Raw genomic sequence first — 18217 nt, 5'->3', positions numbered from 1 at the left:
CCTCCGATGAAGTGGAATGCCTGGGGCGACCCACAGGCAGCCAAACCGCTGTCGGACGGAATCCGGTCCCTGCTCCGGCAGGCCCTGGGTGTCGACGCCGCATCGGCGACGGAGCCGACACCCGAACAGGTGCAGTTGCTTCCGTCGGCGTTGTCCGACACCGATCGCGACGCCCTCGTCGCGATCGTCGGTGCACAGCACTGTGGTACGGACACAATGTCGCGGCTGTTGCACGCCGGGGGGAAGTCCACAGTGGACCTGCTGCGCCGCAACGGTTCCGGGCCACAGGAGGCACCCGACGCGGTGCTGCTTCCAGGCTCGGATGACGAGGTCGCCGCCATCCTGGCCCACTGCGCCGAGCATCGCATCGCCGTCGTCCCGTTCGGCGGCGGAACCAGCGTCGTGGGCGGGCTGGACCCGCTGCGTGAGGGGTTCACCGCCGCTGTCACGCTGGACCTGCGCCGGTTCGATGCGCTGCACAACCTTGACCCCGTTGCCGGTGAGGCCGAGTTCGGTGCGGGGGTCACCGGCCCTCAGGCCGAGGCCCTGCTTGGCGCGCAGGGCTTTTCGCTCGGCCACTTTCCGCAGAGCTTCCAGTTCGCCACGATCGGCGGGTTCGCCGCCACCCGATCCTCAGGCCAGGACTCCGCCGGTTACGGACGCTTCGACGACATGGTGCGCGGTCTGCGCGCCGTCACGCCGGCGGGCACGCTCGACCTGGGCCGGGCTCCGGCCTCGGCCGCGGGACCCGATCTGCGGCAACTGCTCCTGGGCTCGGAAGGCGTGTTCGGCGTCATCACCCGCGTCCGGGTTCGGGTCCATCCAGTGCCCGAGTCCACGCGCTACGAGGCGTGGTCCTTCCCGGATTTCGCCACCGGTGCCGAAGCCCTGCGGGCCGTGATCCAGACCGGATCCGGGCCGACGGTGCTGCGGCTCTCCGACGAAGCCGAGACCGGCGTGAACCTCGCCACCACGGAAAGCATTGGCGAGCAGAGCATTACCGGCGGCTGCCTGGCCATCACACTGTTCGAGGGAACCGCGGCTCACACCCAGAGCCGGCATGCCGAGACACGAGACGTCCTGCAAGCCCACGGCGGCACCTCACTGGGCGAGGCCCCGGCCCGCGACTGGGAACACGGCCGGTTCAACGCCCCGTACCTGCGCGATTCGCTGCTGGCGGCCGGAGCGCTGTGCGAAACCCTGGAAACCGCCACCACGTGGTCCAACCTGGCGGCACTGAAAGCCGCGGTGACCGAAGCGCTGACCACCACGCTCGCCGAATCCGGCACGCCGGCCCTGGTGATGTGCCACATTTCGCATGTGTACCCCACCGGCGCCTCGCTGTATTTCACGGTCGTCGCCGCGCAGCGCGGCAATCCGATCGAGCAGTGGCGCAAAGCCAAGACCGCGGCGTCGGACGCCATGGTCCGCAATGGCGGCACCATCACCCACCACCACGCGGTCGGCGCGGATCACCGCCCGTGGATGCGTGACGAGATCGGTGACCTCGGCGTCGAGGTGCTACGGGCCGTCAAGGCCACTCTGGACCCCACCGGAATCCTCAACCCGGGCAAGCTGATTCCGTGAAGCAGGTAACGGTCCTGACCAATCCCCTGTCGGGGCACGGGAATGCGCCGCACGCGGCGGAGCGGGCGGTCGCACACCTCCAGCGACGCGGTATCGACGTGTGCGCGATCGTGGGGACCGACGCCGCCCACGCCCGCCGACTGGTCGATGACGCGCTCGACCGCGGCACCGATGCGCTTGTCGTGGTCGGCGGCGACGGCGTGATCTCCCTGGCCCTGCAGGCGCTGGCCACCGGTGACGTGCCGCTGGGCATCGTGCCCGCCGGCACCGGCAACGATCATGCCCGTGAATACCATTTGCCGACAGGCGATCCCGAGGCCGCGGCCGATGTCATCGCCGACGGCCACACCGAGACGGTCGACCTCGGCCGTATCGAGGATGCCACCGGAGCGGTGAAGTGGTTCGGCACCGTGATGGCCGCCGGGTTCGATTCCCTGGTCAGCGACCGCACCAACCGGATGCGTTGGCCGCACGGCCGGATGCGCTACAACATCGCGATGCTCGCGGAGATCTCGAAGCTACGGCTGCTGCCGTTCCGGCTCACCTTCGACGACGAGCCGGAGATCCGCACCGAGCTCACGCTGGCGGCGTTCGGGAACACCCGCAGCTACGGCGGCGGCATGCTGATCTGCCCGGGCGCCGACCACTCGGACGGCCTGCTCGATGTCACGATGATCACCTCGGCCTCCCGCACCCGGTTGATCCGGCTGTTCCCGACCGTTTTCAAGGGCACCCATGTCGATCTCGAGGAGGTGACCACCAAGCGCGCCAGGTCGGTCCACGTCGAATGCCCGGGGATCAACGCTTATGCCGACGGGGATTTCGCCCTTCCGTTGCCGGTCACGGTATCCGCGGTGCCCGCTGCACTGCGCTTGCTGGTGCCCACACAGTCCTGAATGAACTCGACCATGCAGTCGCGGGCCTCACGGCTCTCTGGCAGAAACGGCAGGAACGCCGGGAAGGCGTGCAGCTGACCGGGCCAGACCTTGAGAGTGCACTGCCGTCCGGCATCCGTCAGCACCTCATGCATACGTTCGGCGTCGCAGCGCAGCGCCTCGGATTCGGCCGCGATGATCAGGCTCGGCGGAAAATCGGTGAGTACGCCGTTGACCGGTGAGAGGGCATGACAGTCCGAGTTCTTGGGTCCGACGCATTCGACGATCATCGGCAGGGCACGTCCAATCCCCATCCGGTCCTCGGCGAAGTTGGCATGCGCCGAGCGGCGTGCCCCGTCCAGCTCGAGCAACGGGCTGACCCCGATGACGCCGGCCGGGGTACCGATGCCCTGTTGCTGAGCAGCGAGAACCGTTGCGAAGGCCAGGAATCCACCTGCCGAGTCGCCCGCCACGACGGTGCGGGCCGGGTCCGCACCCTGGTCCAACAACCAGCGGTAGGCGCGCAGACAGTCTGCGACGGATTCGTCGACAGTCACCTCGGGGTGCTGTCGGTACTCGACGTGCACCACGGGAAGTTGCGTCTGCCGGGCAAGTGCGACGACGACGTGCTGATGTGTGTCGAACCCACCGAGAAAAAACCCGCCGCCATGCAGATAGAGGATGGCGCCGTCGGCAAGCGGGCGATGAGCCGATTCGGCTGTGCGGACGGTCTCGACGGTGACCTGACCGAGCGTGATCCGGCTGACCCGCAGTCCCCGCCGCGGACGAAGCCGTTGCAGCCGCGCAAGGGCATTGATGCGACGGCCGATCGCGGCAAGACGATCCTCGACGGCTCGGTTTCCTTGGTAGGCAACCGATCTGTTCACCTGGACGAGCAGGGTCCGGCGGGCGATGCCGTAACACGCGCGGGATCTACGACTCGGGCGTCGTGTCGACACTGCAGCGGTGGGTGATGCCATTCAAGCTCCTTCGGTTTGCTTCGGCGACCCTAGGGCGGCAAGCAGTTTCACCAGGTGGCCGAACGCGTCGGTGAACGGTCGCGCAGGCACCGACGGGTCGATGGCCCGCTGGATGCCCAGACCGATGCCGGCGCTGAGCAAGAGGTTGCCGAGATCCTCCAGGCTTGTCGCCACCTCGCTGTGGGCCAATTGCGTTTCGGTCAGGCCGAGTTCGGCCGACATCGACCGAAGTACGTCGATGACCATCTGGGCGGCTTCGTTGCGCAAGGACGTGATCATCTCGGAAAGTTCAGGGTTGTTCCGCGACAGCACCGCGAACTCGAGCTCGAGCATGGTCCAGCCGACGTCGCCCGCGGTGCGCTCCAGCCACGCACTCAAGGCGGTCACGCGACTGTCCAACTCAGCGTCGGATATCGCGACTTCGGCCATCTCGGCGAACTTCTCCCGGTGGATCAGCTCAAGGACATCGCGGCACAAATTCGGCTTGCTCCCGAAGTTGGAGTACACCGCGCCCTTTGAGAAACCCGCGTCGTCGGCGATGTCTTCAAGGCTGGTGGCGGCGTAGCCGTGAGTCAGGAAACGCTGCTTGGCCGCCTCCAAGAGTTCGGCCCGCGTCTGTTCCTGGCGTTGAGCCCTGGTCAGCCGCGGCATGCGCTGATGATAGTTCGCGGCGGACTTCGGGTATTGAATTAACTCGTAGTATTCAGATACCGTCGGTATTCGAGTGGTTGTGGAGGACCCAAGGGGAGGCATGACGTGCGGTTTTCACAGCGACGGCGGTCGGTAGACGGAGCGATGGTGATCGTCACCGGCGGGGCGCGCGGCATCGGCGCCACGACAGCGGAGCTGTTCTCCGCCCGTGGCGCCACGGTGTGGATCGGCGATGTCGACGCCGATGTCGCCGCGGCGACCGCAGCCGGTATCCCCCGCTGCCGGGCGGCCTACCTCGATGTCACGCAGCGGTCGTCATGGGACCGCTTCCTCGCGCAGGCCATCCGCGAATCGGGCAGCGTCGACATCTTGGTCAACAACGCCGGGGTCATGCCCCTTGGGGCGTTCGACGCCGAATCCGAGGCGACGACTGACCTCATCCTCGACGTCAACGTGCGAGGTGTCCTCAACGGCATGCGCGCGGTGATCCCTTCGATGGTGGCGCGCGGTCGCGGTCACGTGGTCAATGTGGCCTCGATGGCGGGCATGATCCCGATCCCGGGCATGGTGACCTACAACGCCAGCAAGTTCGCCGCGCTGGGCGCCTCACTCGCGGCGCGTCGTGAATACGCGGGCACCGGGGTCTCGGTGTCCGCCGTGTTGCCGTCGGCAGTCCGCACCGAACTCACCTCGGGTGTGCAGCTCGGAAACGGCCTTCCCACGGTGGATCCCGACGATGTGGCGCAAGCGATCCTCAACACGGTCCGCACCCGCGCCGCCCGCACATCGGTTCCGGGCTGGGTCGCCTCCGGGTGGGCTCTTGTCGACGCCCTGGTACCCGAGGCGATCCAGCGTGCCGTGCGAGACAGAATCGATGACCGTCGCGCTCTGACTGCGCTCGACGCACAGGGCCGGGCCGCATACCTGCAGCGCATCGACCGGCAGTCGAAAGATCATGCCGCCCACCCGCCGGCCGCCGGAAAGGAAGCCCGATGAGCCGCGAGGCCCGCATCGTCATCATCGGTGCCGGTATGGCGGGCATCGCCACCGCGTACACCCTGAAGCAAGCCGGATTCTCGAATTTCACGATCCTGGAAAAGGGTTCCGACGTCGGCGGGGTCTGGCATTGGAACCGCTACCCGGGCCTCACCTGCGACGTCCCCTCCCAGATCTACCAGTTCTCGTTTGCGCCCAAACCCGACTGGAGCCACATCTGGGCAAGCGGCACCGACATCCAGCGCTATCACCGCGACGTCGTCGAACAATTCGGCCTCGACACCCATCTGCGCTGCAACACCGAAGTCGTCGAGGCCTGCTACGACAGTGCCACCGCGTCGTGGACGCTTGTCACAGCCGACGCAGACACGCTGACAGCTGATTTCGTCATCTGCGCCACCGGAGTGCTGCATCACCCGGCGGTGCCCGAGATTCCCGGCATGGACACCTTCGCCGGACCGATCGTGCACACCGCCCGGTGGGACCCGGAGCTGGTGACCGACGGCAGACGCATCGCGGTGATCGGCACAGGATCGACTGGCGTACAAGTGGTTTCAGCCCTGCAACCGAGGGCTCGCAATCTCCTGCACTTCGCGCGATCCCCGCAGTGGATCCTGTGGGCCCCGATGTCGTTGCGGCAGCCATCGCTGCTGAGCAAGGTGCTGCACAGACGGCCGGCTTGGCATGACTTCCTCTACGCGCGGCTGCAGTGGGCGTCGAAGATCCTCGCCGACGTCGTGACCACGCCGTCATGGCGACGCCGGCTGGTGCAGTCCTATGCACGTTGGAGTCTGACCAGTCAGGTCCGCGATCGTGCGCTGCGCGCGAAACTCACTCCTGACTACGAGCCGCTGTGCAAACGACAGGTGGTCTCGGGCTCGTATTACCGGGCCATCAAGCGGCCCAACGCCCGCCTGATCGCTGATCCCATCCAGGAGTTCACCGCCACCGGCATACGTACCGCTGACGGTGCCCACCACGATGTCGATGTCGTGATGTTGGCCACCGGGTTTCAGGCGCACAACTACATGCGCCCGATGAGGATCGTGGGTCGTGACGGCATCACCCTCGACGATGCCTGGGCCAACGGCCCGCGGGCGTACCGTATGACCGCGATTCCCGGGTTCCCCAACCTGTTCACCGTCCTCGGCCCGAACTCGCCGACCGGGTCGATCCCGCTGCAGTACTCCGCTGAGCTCACCGCCGGCTACATCGTGGCCTGGCTCAAACGATTCGAGAGTGGAGAACTTTCCGAGGTCGAGGTCACCGAGCAGGCCACCGACGATTTCAACGCCGCGGTCGCCGATGGGCTCGGCCGGACAGTGTGGAACACCGGATGCAATTCATGGTATTTCACCGACGCGGGGACCATCGATCTCTGGCCATTCGACCGGGCAACCCTCACCCGGATGCTCTCCGAGCCAGACCCAGCGCACTACCGGGTCACCTGAGGTGAGCCCGTAGGCCGACCACGCGCCGGCAATTCGGCGTGTTTGCCCAACGCCCTGAACGGCACACGGTACGTTTCGACTGGGCCGGGGTGTTGAGTTAGTGGACTTGCTACGGAGCGTCATGGAATCGACCAAATACATCGGCCGCGTCGGCGCACTGGCCGTTGCTCTCGGCATCGGAACGGCATTGACCTCGGGCACCGGAATTGCCTGGGCCGAAAGCGGATCCGGTGACCCTGGCAAATCCACCACCGGGAGCTCCGACGGCGCCAGCTCAGGCTCGGGACAGAAGAAGACTTCGAGCAAACCTTCGAGCGCCAGGAAGCCGGCCAACGCGCCGTCGCGCACGCTGTCCAAGATCGGCGAACGTATCCGCAAGGATGTCGAGTCCGGCTTGAACGACGTCGGTGCCGCCGTCAAGCACGCACAGACCCGGCTGGACTCCACGCGCACCCCGCACCATGGTCGGCCGACCACGGCTCGGAGCAAGATTCAGGGCGCGATCACCGATGCCAGCGACGCCGGCAAGAACGCCGACACCGGCAAGAAGACCGGTAACGGCGAGAAGGCCGGTAGCGCACGGATCGTCCCGGAAGCCGCGACCAGTGTGCCTGACCTGCAGCGCATGCCACGCCCTGACACCGTCGTGGTTCGTGTCAAGGAAAGCATCGAGAGCGTCGACCAGCGCAGCCGCGAGGCGATGTCGACGCAGCACACCGAAGCCACGTCGCTCGACCTTCCTGCCACCGTGAAGCAAGACCCCGTCGTTGTGGCGGTGCCGGCATCACCACCTGAGCCGACCACACCCAAGGTCACTGCACCGCCGGTGGTCTCGGCACTGCTGAGCGTCGCCGGCGTGTTGCCGTTCGGCGCCGGCAGCAGCCCGGTGGCACCTGCCCAGTCCCCCGCGCTGTGGGCCATGATGGCCTGGACCCGTAGGGAATTCCAGCGATCCATCAGCCCGGTCGCGTCGCGTGTGGTATCGGCCAACGATGCCGCCTCGGTGGTGGCCGAGGGCGAGATCCAGCCGATGGCGGCCACACCCACCGTGGCGGTGCAGACCGATAGCCTGACGCCCAAGCCCGAAGTGCCGGCATCACTGGCGGAGTACACCCAGAAGCTGGGGTGGGTCACCGGGGTTGGCTACACCGACCATTGGTACGTCGCGGGGACGGACCTGGGCATCATGTGGAACAGCGGCTACACCGATCCCGCGACCGGAAAACCGATCATCTACACGTTGTTCGGCGATACCTACAGCGAGCCGGGCATGGCCGGCGACTGGCGCAACAACGTGCTGTTCCGCACCGCCGACACCGACCTGTCCAACGGCCTGCAGTTCAGCGATGCCCTGATCCATGCGGGCGCAAGGCCCGGTGAGCCTGGCACGCCGACGTGGTACGGCACCGGCGGAGCCCCGGCCGGCGCAGCGCAGATCATCTACGACCCGGGCTATGACGGGCTGTTCGGCAACACGTACACGATGATCCCGACGTCGGCGATCGCGATCGAGAACGAGGACGGCACCTTTACGCAGTACGCGACCGTGATGTCGGTCCGCACCTGGGACAACCCGGGCAGCTGGACCACGAACTACTCAGCTATCGCCTACTCCGACGACGGCGGCAAGACCTGGCAGGTCGATACCGACACCGTGCGTTCCTCGGGCTGGTTCCGCGCCGGCCCGGCCTACGTCCCCGGCGACGAGCACTTCCAGCAGAACGCAATGGTGACGTCGGACGACCCCGCCGACCCGTACGTCTATGTGTACGGAACACCCTCGGGCCGGCAGGGTTCGGCGTATGTGGCCCGCGTGGAAAAGGACCGGATCACCGACCTCGACGCCTACGAGTACTTCGCCGGTGAGGATTCCAACGGTGTCGGACAGTGGACTACCGGTGACCCGTCGGCGGCCGTTCCGGTGTTCGGTTCCAGCAGCACCGATCTGCTGCCCACGCTCTACAAGGTGGCGGACTTCTTCACCTTCGGGCTGTTCACCAAGATCGCCAACGGCATCTGGGTCGGCGGCCTGCCCACGGGCGGCAATGTCAGTGAGATGTCGGTGCAGTACAACGAATATCTGGGCAAGTACGTCGTGCTCTACACCGATGGCGGCAACAACGTCGTGATGCGGGTGTCGGACTCGCCGCAGGGTGAATGGTCGGACACGACGACGCTGGTGAGAAACAACCTGACGGACAACACCGGCATGTACGCGCCGATGGTCCATCCGATGTCGGGCACCGACTACTTCGACAAGGTCGATGCCAACGGCGATGTGGTCGAGGACAACTCGCAATACCTGTATTACAACCTGTCGTACTGGGGCGACTACAACGTGCAGTTGATGCAGACAGACCTGTCGTCGATGAAGACCATCTCGGTGTAGCCCGATGTCTCGAGCGTTGGCGTTGAGTGCGGCGACCCTGACCGTGGCTGCCGCACTCACTGCGAGCGCCTGCGCACACGCCGATCCAGAGCCGCTGCCACCGGGACCGTCCGAAACCACGGCGCCGCAACCTGACTCGCCGTGCACCGAAATGCTCGCCGGGGCGCTGACACCGGCCGATCCCGGACAAGTCGGCAACAACCGGCGCCTACTGCAGTGCGATGACGGCACGTGGCGGACTTTCGGCAGTCCCTATCCCTCGGCGGATCGCTGGCTGACCACCGGCCCCGAGGTGATCTTGCACGGACAGGGACGACGGAATCCGGAGGCCCGGGGCGGCACCTGGACCGCCACACCTTTGACGGCCGAAGCCCATTGCAGCGCCGAGGTTGTCGATGTCCTTGGCGCGGGCAAGACCTCAGAGCCGGCGACATTCGGCGCCGAACCGGGCCAGGAGCTGACCGTCGAGATCAGCGACCACATGTTCACGACCAAGCTCAGCGGCTACTGCCTCTGGGCGCGTGGCTGAGCGACTACCCCACGCCCCGGCTCAGCCAAGACACCTCGGCGCCGTCACCGCCGTTGCGGTAAGGCTCCAGAGACTCGTCCCACGCGGTGCCCAGCACGGTGTCGAGTTCGGCTGCCAGCATGTCCGCGCCGCCGGCCATCAGGGCCCGCAGTCGCATCTCCCCGACCATCACGTCACCGTTGGCACTCATCGCGCCGCTCCACAGGCCCAGCTGAGGGGTGTGGCACCAGCGGTGCCCGTCGACGCCCGCGCTCGGATCCTCGGTCACCTCGAAGCGCAGCACTGACCAGGAGCGCAGCGCATTGGCCAACTGCGCCCCGGTGCCGACGGGGCCGATCCAGTTGGTCACCGCGCGCAACTGGCCGGGCATGGCCGGTTGCGGTGTCCACTTCAGGTTCGCCCGCGCCGACAGGGTCGACGACAACGCCCACTCAACATGCGGGCATACCGCCGCGGGTGAGGCATGGACATACACCACGCCCGTCGCCGCGTCGGCGAACTGATTCGACGCACGCATTTGCTACTCCTTCGGATCACGAGGGACGTCTTCCCCAACGGCCTGGTGATTCCGATCGAGCATGCAGTTGTGTGTGCCGCGCGTGTCTATTGTGCCTTGTGAGGCCAGTGTTGCGCTAGTGTGTCCCGTTTTCTCTCAGGACTCCATCAGATACCGCCGGCCACAGCGGGTAGGCCCAGTCCCCGAACTCACGGTCGGTCAGGACCACCAACGCCAGGTCAGCGACCGGATCGACCCACAAAAACGTCCCGGACTGACCGAAGTGGCCGTAGGTTCGCGGTGAGTTTGCCGACCCTGTCCAATGCGGGGATTTGCCGTCCCGGAGCTCGAAGCCCAGACCCCAGTCGTTCGGCCGCTGCACACCGAACCCCGGCAACACCCCGTCCAGCCCGGGAAACTGTAAGGTCACGGCGTGGTCATGCAGTTGCTGCGACACCAGTGCCGGGCGTAGCAACTCGCCGGCGAACGAGGCCAGGTCGGCAACCGTCGACACCCCGCCGTACCCGGCCGCCTCGGCCCCACCCAACAGTGCGGAACCCGACATTTGCAGCGGTTCGAACACCGCCTCGGTCAGATAGGTCCCGAACTCGATGTCGGCGGCTGCCTCGACCGCACGGGCCAGCAGCTCGAATCCGTAATTCGAGTAGATGCGACGCTGACCTGGTCGGGCGAGTACCTCAGCCGACCGCATCGACACGCCCGACGTGTGCGCCAGCAGGTGACGGATCGTCGAACCGGGCGGGCCGGCCGGGGTGTCGAGCTCGACAGCGCCCTCTTCGATCGCGATCTGCGCGGCCCGCGCCGTCAGCGGTTTGGTCACCGACGCCAGGGAGAAGGGTTTGTCGATGTCGCCGTGGCAGGCCTGTACACCGGACGGGCCGATCACCGCAGCGGCCACCGAGTCAACCGGCCAAGTATCGAGAACCTCGAGAACTTCGGATGTCATTGCCGGCAAATCTAGCGGGCGCGCCCCACGGTCCGGGAAAGCAATTCCTCGACCATGCCCGCCGCCACGGCGTCCACGTCGGCGACCAGGCGACGCAGTCCGATCGCCCGCCGTACCAGATCCTGCGGGTCGGCGTCGGCGACCGCCGCGAGTCGATGCACGTCACAGACGGCGCGATACGCCGACTGCGTCGATTCCGGTTCCGTGGCGTCACACCATCGCTGCATGGACAGCGTCCACGATGCGATCCGATCGTCGGCCCGCTGTCGGTGCGCCAGGCTCAATGCCCGCCGATAGACATCGGCCGCCCATTCCACGGGCACCGGTTCATCGAGCACCGGCAGAAGCACTTCGTCGAGTGCCTCGTACCCGGCCGGGTCACCGGCGGCGCCGGCGACCGTGCCGGTCAGTGCCCGAGTCAGAGCGATCAGTGCGGCGTCATCCAAATCCTCCGCGACCGCTGTCAGTTGACGTGTCGCGGAATCGAATTGCACATGCTCGCCGGCATCGGCCGCTGTCACCGCGAGCAGATACGCGAGATAACCGTGCGCGGCGGTCTGCGGTACACCCTCGAGCAGCACCCCAGCACGCTGCGCCCAACTGCGGGCCAGCGCAAGGTGACCCCGTGCCAGCCAGGCCATGCCGATTTCGGCGGCCTTCATCGCCGCCTGCACGGGATCGGTGCGCAGCAGCCGGGTGTGCACCTGTTCGCTGATCCGAACGGACTCGCGGCCGTGCCCCTGCCGCCACGCCGCCGAGGCGTACACGGCAAGATCATCGGTGTCGAGGGTCTGCACTCCGTCGACGCGGCTGAAGGATTCATAGCTGGTGCGCCAGTCATTTCGCTGATACGCCGTACGCGCCACCACCAGCAGTTGGGTTCGATCGTCGACCACAACCCACCGTAACGCGGGGATGGGCTGCCGGGCCGAGATTCGTCGGACGACGAGATCCGGCCACTAATTGGACACCTGTCCGGTTTGCATTAAGTTGTAGGCATGCCTCAGACAGTGCGTGGTGTGATTTCGCGGAGCAAGAAGCAGCCGGTGGAATTGGTCGACATCGTCATTCCCGATCCGGGTCCCGGTGAGGTGGTGGTCGACATCATCGCCTGCGGGGTGTGCCACACCGACCTGACCTACCGCGAGGGCGGCATCAACGACGAATACCCCTTCCTGCTGGGGCACGAGGCCGCCGGCACCGTCGAATCCGTCGGCGAGGGCGTGACGCACGTGGAGCCCGGCGATTTCGTGATCCTGAACTGGCGCGCCGTGTGTGGCGAGTGCCGCGCCTGCAAACGGGGCCGCCCGCACCTGTGCTTCGACACCCACAACGCCACCCAGAAGATGACGTTGACCGACGGCACCGAACTCACCCCGGCCCTGGGCATCGGCGCGTTCGCGGACAAGACCCTGGTTCACGAAGGACAGTGCACCAAGGTCGATTCCGAGGCCGACCCGGCCGTGGCCGGCCTGCTGGGCTGCGGCGTGATGGCCGGCATCGGCGCGGCGATCAACACCGGCGCGGTGACCCGCGACGACACCGTCGCCGTCATCGGCTGCGGCGGAGTGGGCGACGCCGCGATCGCCGGTGCCGCCCTGGTCGGCGCGAAGAAGATCATCGCCGTCGACACCGACAACAAGAAGCTGAACTGGGCCCGCGATTTCGGTGCCACCCACACCATCAACGCCCGCGAACTCGACGCGGTCGAGACCATCCAAGATCTGACCGACGGCTTCGGCGCCGACGTGGTGATCGACGCCGTCGGGCGCCCGGAGACCTGGAAGCAGGCGTTCTACGCGCGGGATCTGGCCGGCACCGTGGTGCTGGTCGGTGTCCCGACCCCGGACATGACCCTGGAGATGCCGCTGGTCGACTTCTTCTCCCGCGGTGGATCTTTGAAGTCCTCCTGGTACGGCGACTGCCTGCCCGAGCGCGACTTCCCCACCCTGATCTCCCTCTACCTGCAGGGCCGGCTGCCGTTGGAGAAGTTCGTCTCCGAACGCATCGGCCTGGACGCGATCGAAGACGCGTTCCACAAGATGCACGCCGGAGAGGTGCTGCGCTCGGTGGTGGTGCTGAAGTGAGCGCATCCAACATCCACCGGGTGGTCACCAGCGGCAAGTTCGAACTCGACGGCGGCTCCTGGGATGTCGACAACAACATCTGGATTGTCGGTGACGACAAGGATGTGGTGGTGTTCGACGCCGCCCACACCGCCGCCCCCATCATCGAGGCCGTCGGCGGGCGCAACGTCGTCGCGGTGGTCTGCACCCACGGCCACAACGACCACATCACCGTCGCCCCCGAACTGGGCACGGCACTGGACGCCCCGGTGCTACTGCACCCTGCCGACGAGATGTTGTGGCGAACCGTGCACCCGGACAACGATTTCCGCACCATCGAGGACGGCCAGGTGCTGCGCGCCGGCGGCATCGAACTGCACGCCCTGCACACCCCCGGCCACTCCCCCGGATCCGTCTGCTGGTCGATCCCCGAACTGGGCGCGGTGATCTCCGGCGACACCCTGTTCCAGGGCGGCCCTGGCGCCACCGGGCGGTCGTTCTCCGACTTCCCGACCATCCTGGACTCCATCTCCAAACGGCTGGGTCTGCTGCCCGGCGAGACCGTCGTCTACACCGGCCACGGCGACACCACCACCATCGGCGACGAGATCGTCCACTACGACGAATGGGTTGCGCGCGGGCACTGACGATGCGCCGCCGGAAAACGACGGCGGTGAGGAAGTGGCCAAACCCGCCCAGCCACTGACCCACAAGGAGCTACCGTCGAACGATGGTGCGCCGGTTCGCGCGTGCGGTGCTGACATGTTGTCTGGCCGGATTGGTTGCGGTGTCATGCTCGACGGCATCCCAGCCGGTGCGGCCATCCGGTTCTTCAGCCGTCACCACCGCAGGGACGCTCGCCGCTCGGCCGATTCCCAAGTTGGGTGTCTCGGGAACCTCGCTCACCCTCGATGGCAAACCGGTGTGGCCGATCGGCATCAACGCCTATCAGCTGGCCACCAACTGGTCCATCAATGCGGGATGCGGCGCACAGGTCGATCTCGACTCGTACTTCGGCAGCCTGCCGCCACATTCGGTGACACGTTTCAACGCGTATTCCAGCTTCGCGGTGAACAAGTTCACCGGTCAGCTCGATTTCACCCCGATCGATGCGGTGTTCCGGGCCGCGCAACGTCACGGGCAACTACTGATCGCGGTGCTCACCAGCGACGACGGCGGCTGCGAGAACGACTATTTCAAAGATTACGACTGGTACGCGGGCGGTTGGCGCACCGAGGTTTCGCACGGCCTGCCGATGACCTTCGAAGCGTGGCTCGACACCGCGGTCAAGCGCTGGGGTGGTTCGCCATCGCTTGCCGGTTGGACCGCGGTGGGTGAGCCCGAGCCGTCATACTGCGTGGACCATACCTGCCATTGGACCAAGCGCAGCTGCCACGCCACCGCACCGGAGGCGCTACGAGCCTTCTTGGATGTATCCGGTGCCCGGATACGCGAATTGGACCCTGGCACAGTCATCTTCAGCGGTCACGCCGGCGGTGGGCAGTGCGGGTCAGCCGGAGACGAGTTCGAGACGGTTGCGGCGTCCCCCGGAATCGATGTGCTCGAATACCACTACTACGAGCAGCAGGATTACCTACCCGGAGATCCATACGACGGGCTGCAGCGCCGCGTCGCGCAGACCCGCGCCGTAGGCAAGCCATTGTTCGCCGCCGAGATCGGCATGGAGGCCGGCTCCTGCGCATCGTTGAGCAAGCGGAAACAAGTCCTCGGGGATGCCCTCACCACCATGCGCACAATGGGGGCCGCGGGTGCGATGTTCTGGGCCTTCGTGCCGGATCCACGGCCCAGCGAGTGCACGCTCGACATCGGCCCCGCCGATCCGTTGACGTCGATGATCGGCAGCGCGCCCGGCTAGGTGTGGTGGCCGAAGTGTGTCGTGGCCGGTGGGCCCCGGGTTACCGTCGGGGTATGCCTCGCGACGAGACCGGCGCACCCGCGACCACCGGCCCGGTTCGCCGGTTCGCCCTGCGTTACTGGGTAGCGTTGATCTTGGTCGTCCTGGCCGGGATCTTCGTCGCACAGAACCGTGATCGGGTGGGTGTGCACGTGCTGTGGGTGACGGTCGAGTCGCCGATGTGGTTCATCTTGGTCATCATTTTCGTCATGGGTCTTCTCATCGGACTGCTGCTGCGTCGACGCCGGCGGCGAAGCTAGCCATGCCCGCGCCGCGCCGATCGATACCCCGCCCGCACGTCGCCGGAATGAGTTCGGCGATCAAGCTTCTTGAGCTGGCGGCGCACACCGTGCCGATCCCGAAAGCACCCCAGCCCGTGGTCATCGCCGACTACGGCGCGGGCACCGCGCATAATTCGATGCAACCGATCAATGCCGCCATCGCTGCGGTGCGCAGCCGTACCCGGCCCGAGCACGCGATTCTGGTGACGCACACCGATGTTGCCGACAACGACTTTTCGACGATGTTTCGCGTTCTGGAGGAAGATCCGCAGTCCTATCGGCACCGGGACTCCGCGACCTTCAGTTCGGCGATCGGCCGGTCGTTCTACAGCCAGATCCTGCCGTCGAACAGCGTGCACCTCGGGTGGTCGGCATGGGCAGTGGCCAGACTGAGCGAGGCGCCCATGCCGGTCGCCGACCATGTCATTGCCGCGCACAGCAACGACGAGCGCGTGCGCGCCGCCTACGCCAGGCAAGCCGCGCTTGATTGGCATGAGTTCATCGCGTTTCGCGGTCGCGAACTGTGCCCAGGTGGCCGTCTGGTGGTGTTGACGACCGCTCTGGACGAGGACGGCGACTTGGGTTACCGCCCGCTCTTCCGCGCCGTTGTCGGAGCGCTGACCGAGCTGATCGCCAGTGACGTGGTGAGTGCCGATGAGGCCACCCGGATGTCTTTGCCCGTCGCCGGTCGGTGTGCCGCGGATTTCGCCGCGCCGTTCGCCCCGTCGGGCCGGTTCGAGCGTCTGGAGATCCAGCACGTGGAATTGGTCGATGCCGAGGACCGGATCTTCACCGCGTACCGCAGCGACAGGGACGCAAAGGCTTTCGGTAGTCGCTGGGCTGATTTCCTCTGGTTCACGGCATTCGCCGATCTGGGCGCGGCGCTCACTGGTCCACCCGAACGATTGTCGGTGTTCTACGACCGGCTGCACGCGGGCATCGCCGAAAGACTGACCGCAGATCCCGAGGAGATGCGCATCCCGATCGCGGCGGTCGTGCTGGAGAAGCGTCGGCCCAGCCGATGATCAACCCACGATGGTCATCCCGGTGACCAGCCCGGCAGGGCGGCGTCGATCAGATGCGGTCCCGGCTCGGCCAGCGCGGCACGGAATTGGTCGGCCAATTCCTCGGCGGTGGTGGCTCGAGTGGCCGGGACACCGAATCCCTGTGCGATAGAAGCGAAGTCGAGGTCGGGACGGCTCAGGTCGAGTAGCGAGCGCGATCGCTGCCCATCGGCCTGGGTGCCCACTCGCAACAACTCGAGTTGCAGGATGGCGTAGGCGTGGTTGTTCAAGATCACCACGGTGATGTCGAGCTGCTCGCGGGCCATGGTCCACAGCGCCGAGATGGTGTACGCGGCACTACCGTCGGACTGCAGCGCGATTACCGGCCGGTCCGGTGCGGCGATCGCCGCACCCACCGCCACCGGCAGCCCCTGCCCGATTGCGCCACCGGTCAAGGTCAGGACATCGTGACGCGGAGCCGCCGCGGTGGCGGCCGGTAGAAACACCCCGCTGGTGTTGGCCTCATCCGAGATGATGGCGTTCTCAGGCAAGAGAGCCGCGATCACCTGTGCCAGGTTCTGCGGATTGAGCGGTCCGGTCGGCAGCTCGGTCTGGTCGGGTTGTGCGGTGGCCGGCAGTTCGCCGCCCAATTGATCTGCGAGACCGGACAAATCGTCGACGGCCAGGGCGCAGACCTTGGTGCCATCGGGCACCAACACGCTCGGCTTGCCCGGATAGGCGAAAAACGACACCGGAGACTTCGCGCCAACCAGCACCAGGTGCGTCGCCCCGGAGAGTTGTTGGGTGGCCTGCTCGGCCAGGTAGCCGAGCCGTTCGATGGCAGGTACCCCCTGCCCGCGGGTCAGCCGGGCCGGAAATGTCTCGACCAGAACGCGTGCGCCGGTAGCCGCGCCGATGCGCGCTGCCGCCCGCAGACCCTCGACATCAGTGGCGGCACCACCGAGCAGCAACACCACGCTGTCCCCCTCGCCGCGCAGCAGTTCGGCGGCATCGGCGACGTCGAGAGGGCTTGCCGCTGCGTCGTCAGAGTCGCCTCCCGTTTGTCCGAGGCTGTTGTCCGGCAACGGGTTTTGCGGGACCGTTCCCCAGGAATAGTCGGCAGGCAGGACCAGCGTGGCGATACGCCCGGGCGCCTCGATCGCGCTGCGCACGGCGCTGTGGACGGCCGCGTCGAGGCCGGCGGTCGATTCGGGCCGGTGCACCGAACCGTGCGTCCAGCGCCCGAGCGCATCGATGTCGGACTCCAACGGAGCGTCGAGAGGTTGGTGGTAGGTCGCGTGGTCACCGACAATATTGACCACCGGGCTGAACGCCCGCCGGGCGTTGTGCAGGTTGGCCAGACCGTTGGCCATGCCGGGGCCCAGGTGCAACAGTGTCGCGGCGGGACGTCCGGCGATGCGGGCGAACCCGTCTGCGGCCCCGGTGGCGACGCCTTCGAAGAGGCACAACACCGGGCGCATCGCCGGGGCCCCGTCCAGTGCCGCGACGAAGTGCATCTCCGAGGTCCCCGGGTTGGCGAAGCACACGTCGACCCCTTCGGTGAGCAGACGGTGCACCACCACTTCGGCGCCGGTGCTCATGCGCGCCTGACCATCAACAGCAGTCCGCCGACGCCGAGCGCGGCATCCTCGGCAACCGTGGCCATGTTCCAGAACCCACCGCGGTCTCCGCTGCGGATCGCCGCCAGGCGCGTCATGGCCACCAGGAGCGCGGCCACCGACCAGGATCCGAGAAAAGCCTCCGCTTTTCGTCCCGTCGCATAAGCGACGATGCCGTAGCCCAGGCCCGCGTTGAAGGCCCCGATTTCACGTTGATACCACCGGTCATGCACCCATCCATAGTGGTCTGCCACCCTCCGCGGCGCCAGTAGGTGTCCGGCGAACGCGCCGACGGCCATCGCCAAGGCTCCCGCTCCCAGTGTCAGTTCCCCAATGTCGTGTTTGGTCATCTCCACCCGATCTACTATTGACTGATTATCAATCAGTATGGCACGGTAGGCGTCAACACCA

18 protein-coding genes are annotated in these 18217 nt (G+C 66.6%); 11 read left to right on the top strand and 7 right to left on the bottom strand.

The genetic code is table 11. The annotated features are described in order from the left end of the window. Positions 1-6: 6 nt before the first annotated feature. A complete protein-coding gene (locus tag BKG60_RS08920) occupies positions 7-1587 on the top strand; it encodes an FAD-binding oxidoreductase (RefSeq protein ID WP_120764868.1) in 1581 nt (526 codons plus the stop codon). Further along, a complete protein-coding gene (locus BKG60_RS08915) occupies positions 1584-2483 on the top strand; it encodes a diacylglycerol kinase (protein WP_070943373.1) in 900 nt (299 codons plus the stop codon). The genes BKG60_RS08920 and BKG60_RS08915 overlap by 4 nt, the downstream gene beginning before the upstream one ends. Here the strand turns inward: BKG60_RS08915 and BKG60_RS08910 are convergent. Both BKG60_RS08910 and BKG60_RS08905 read right to left on the bottom strand, forming a co-directional pair. Continuing rightward, complete coding sequence (locus BKG60_RS08910; protein ID WP_075909571.1) at positions 2393-3442, bottom strand: alpha/beta hydrolase; 1050 nt, start codon at positions 3440-3442, stop codon at positions 2393-2395. The two genes, BKG60_RS08915 and BKG60_RS08910, sit on opposite strands and share 91 nt — an antisense overlap. Beyond that, the gene (locus BKG60_RS08905; RefSeq protein ID WP_070188098.1) at positions 3443-4093 is read right to left on the bottom strand and encodes a TetR/AcrR family transcriptional regulator; all 651 of its coding nucleotides are present in this window, start codon (positions 4091-4093) and stop codon (positions 3443-3445) included. It lies immediately after the preceding gene. 105 nt (positions 4094-4198) lie between these two features. Here BKG60_RS08905 and BKG60_RS08900 point away from each other — a divergent pair, with 105 nt between their 5' ends. From BKG60_RS08900 to BKG60_RS08885, 4 genes are all read left to right on the top strand, one after another. Further along, positions 4199-5089, top strand: coding sequence for an SDR family oxidoreductase (locus tag BKG60_RS08900; RefSeq protein WP_075909570.1), 891 nt, complete (start codon positions 4199-4201; stop codon positions 5087-5089). Continuing rightward, on the top strand, positions 5086-6540 hold the full coding sequence (locus BKG60_RS08895; protein WP_075909569.1) for a flavin-containing monooxygenase: 1455 nt from the start codon (positions 5086-5088) through the stop codon (positions 6538-6540). Before BKG60_RS08900 ends, BKG60_RS08895 begins: the two co-directional genes overlap by 4 nt. A gap of 121 nt (positions 6541-6661) precedes the next feature. After that, positions 6662-8929, top strand: coding sequence for a DUF4185 domain-containing protein (locus tag BKG60_RS08890; protein ID WP_083650281.1), 2268 nt, complete (start codon positions 6662-6664; stop codon positions 8927-8929). A gap of 4 nt (positions 8930-8933) precedes the next feature. Beyond that, positions 8934-9458, top strand: coding sequence for a hypothetical protein (locus BKG60_RS08885; RefSeq protein WP_070943378.1), 525 nt, complete (start codon positions 8934-8936; stop codon positions 9456-9458). Positions 9459-9462: 4 nt separating this feature from the next. Here the strand turns inward: BKG60_RS08885 and BKG60_RS08880 are convergent, their stop codons facing one another. The 3 genes from BKG60_RS08880 to BKG60_RS08870 all read right to left on the bottom strand — a co-directional run bounded on the left by BKG60_RS08880 (position 9463) and on the right by BKG60_RS08870 (position 11817). Next, positions 9463-9975, bottom strand: a complete 513-nt coding sequence (locus BKG60_RS08880; protein WP_070186594.1) for a DUF3145 domain-containing protein — start codon at positions 9973-9975, stop codon at positions 9463-9465. 115 nt (positions 9976-10090) lie between these two features. Continuing rightward, positions 10091-10921 carry a serine hydrolase domain-containing protein gene (locus BKG60_RS08875; protein WP_070943379.1) on the bottom strand — a complete coding sequence of 277 codons (831 nt, stop codon included), beginning with the start codon at positions 10919-10921 and terminating at the stop codon, positions 10091-10093. 11 nt (positions 10922-10932) lie between these two features. Then, positions 10933-11817, bottom strand: a complete 885-nt coding sequence (locus BKG60_RS08870) for a chemotaxis protein CheY (RefSeq protein ID WP_207549520.1) — start codon at positions 11815-11817, stop codon at positions 10933-10935. Positions 11818-11919: 102 nt separating this feature from the next. Here BKG60_RS08870 and BKG60_RS08865 point away from each other — a divergent pair, with 102 nt between their 5' ends. The 5 genes from BKG60_RS08865 (at position 11920) to BKG60_RS08845 (ending at position 16208) form a co-directional block, all read left to right on the top strand. Continuing rightward, positions 11920-13008 carry an S-(hydroxymethyl)mycothiol dehydrogenase gene (locus BKG60_RS08865; protein ID WP_075909567.1) on the top strand — a complete coding sequence of 363 codons (1089 nt, stop codon included), beginning with the start codon at positions 11920-11922 and terminating at the stop codon, positions 13006-13008. Next, entirely contained in the window at positions 13005-13634 is a 630-nt protein-coding gene (locus tag BKG60_RS08860; RefSeq protein WP_070943382.1) for an MBL fold metallo-hydrolase, read from the top strand. Before BKG60_RS08865 ends, BKG60_RS08860 begins: the two co-directional genes overlap by 4 nt. 83 nt (positions 13635-13717) lie before the next feature. Continuing rightward, the gene (locus tag BKG60_RS08855) at positions 13718-14863 is read left to right on the top strand and encodes a beta-mannosidase (protein WP_239251569.1); all 1146 of its coding nucleotides are present in this window, start codon (positions 13718-13720) and stop codon (positions 14861-14863) included. Positions 14864-14916: 53 nt separating this feature from the next. After that, positions 14917-15162, top strand: a complete 246-nt coding sequence (locus BKG60_RS08850) for an LPXTG cell wall anchor domain-containing protein (RefSeq protein WP_075909566.1) — start codon at positions 14917-14919, stop codon at positions 15160-15162. Positions 15163-15209: 47 nt separating this feature from the next. Then, a complete protein-coding gene (locus tag BKG60_RS08845) occupies positions 15210-16208 on the top strand; it encodes a class I SAM-dependent methyltransferase (RefSeq protein WP_083650275.1) in 999 nt (332 codons plus the stop codon). 14 nt (positions 16209-16222) lie between these two features. On the opposite strand, the gene BKG60_RS08840 is transcribed toward BKG60_RS08845, so the two are convergent. Continuing rightward, complete coding sequence (locus BKG60_RS08840) at positions 16223-17788, bottom strand: acetolactate synthase large subunit (RefSeq protein WP_075909564.1); 1566 nt, start codon at positions 17786-17788, stop codon at positions 16223-16225. Beyond that, a complete protein-coding gene (locus BKG60_RS08835; protein WP_070943386.1) occupies positions 17785-18162 on the bottom strand; it encodes a hypothetical protein in 378 nt (125 codons plus the stop codon). Before BKG60_RS08835 ends, BKG60_RS08840 begins: the two co-directional genes overlap by 4 nt. Between the last annotated feature and the right edge of the window lie 55 nt (positions 18163-18217).

The organism is Mycobacterium syngnathidarum, from assembly GCF_001942625.1.
Lineage (GTDB): Bacteria > Actinomycetota > Actinomycetes > Mycobacteriales > Mycobacteriaceae > Mycobacterium > Mycobacterium syngnathidarum.
The sequence above is the reverse complement of the archived record's forward strand: the minus strand, read 5'-3'. Positions and strand labels throughout refer to the sequence as shown.

Coding starts and splice junctions, on each gene's coding strand:
- BKG60_RS08920 (WP_120764868.1), top strand. CDS start 7: ATGAAGTGGAATGCCTGGGGCGACCCACAGGCAGCCAAACCGCTGTCG.
- BKG60_RS08910 (WP_075909571.1), bottom strand. CDS start 3,442: ATGGCATCACCCACCGCTGCAGTGTCGACACGACGCCCGAGTCGTAGA.
- BKG60_RS08905 (WP_070188098.1), bottom strand. CDS start 4,093: ATGCCGCGGCTGACCAGGGCTCAACGCCAGGAACAGACGCGGGCCGAA.
- BKG60_RS08895 (WP_075909569.1), top strand. CDS start 5,086: ATGAGCCGCGAGGCCCGCATCGTCATCATCGGTGCCGGTATGGCGGGC.
- BKG60_RS08890 (WP_083650281.1), top strand. CDS start 6,662: ATGGAATCGACCAAATACATCGGCCGCGTCGGCGCACTGGCCGTTGCT.
- BKG60_RS08885 (WP_070943378.1), top strand. CDS start 8,934: ATGTCTCGAGCGTTGGCGTTGAGTGCGGCGACCCTGACCGTGGCTGCC.
- BKG60_RS08880 (WP_070186594.1), bottom strand. CDS start 9,975: ATGCGTGCGTCGAATCAGTTCGCCGACGCGGCGACGGGCGTGGTGTAT.
- BKG60_RS08875 (WP_070943379.1), bottom strand. CDS start 10,921: ATGACATCCGAAGTTCTCGAGGTTCTCGATACTTGGCCGGTTGACTCG.
- BKG60_RS08865 (WP_075909567.1), top strand. CDS start 11,920: ATGCCTCAGACAGTGCGTGGTGTGATTTCGCGGAGCAAGAAGCAGCCG.
- BKG60_RS08855 (WP_239251569.1), top strand. CDS start 13,718: ATGGTGCGCCGGTTCGCGCGTGCGGTGCTGACATGTTGTCTGGCCGGA.
- BKG60_RS08850 (WP_075909566.1), top strand. CDS start 14,917: ATGCCTCGCGACGAGACCGGCGCACCCGCGACCACCGGCCCGGTTCGC.
- BKG60_RS08845 (WP_083650275.1), top strand. CDS start 15,210: ATGAGTTCGGCGATCAAGCTTCTTGAGCTGGCGGCGCACACCGTGCCG.
- BKG60_RS08840 (WP_075909564.1), bottom strand. CDS start 17,788: ATGAGCACCGGCGCCGAAGTGGTGGTGCACCGTCTGCTCACCGAAGGG.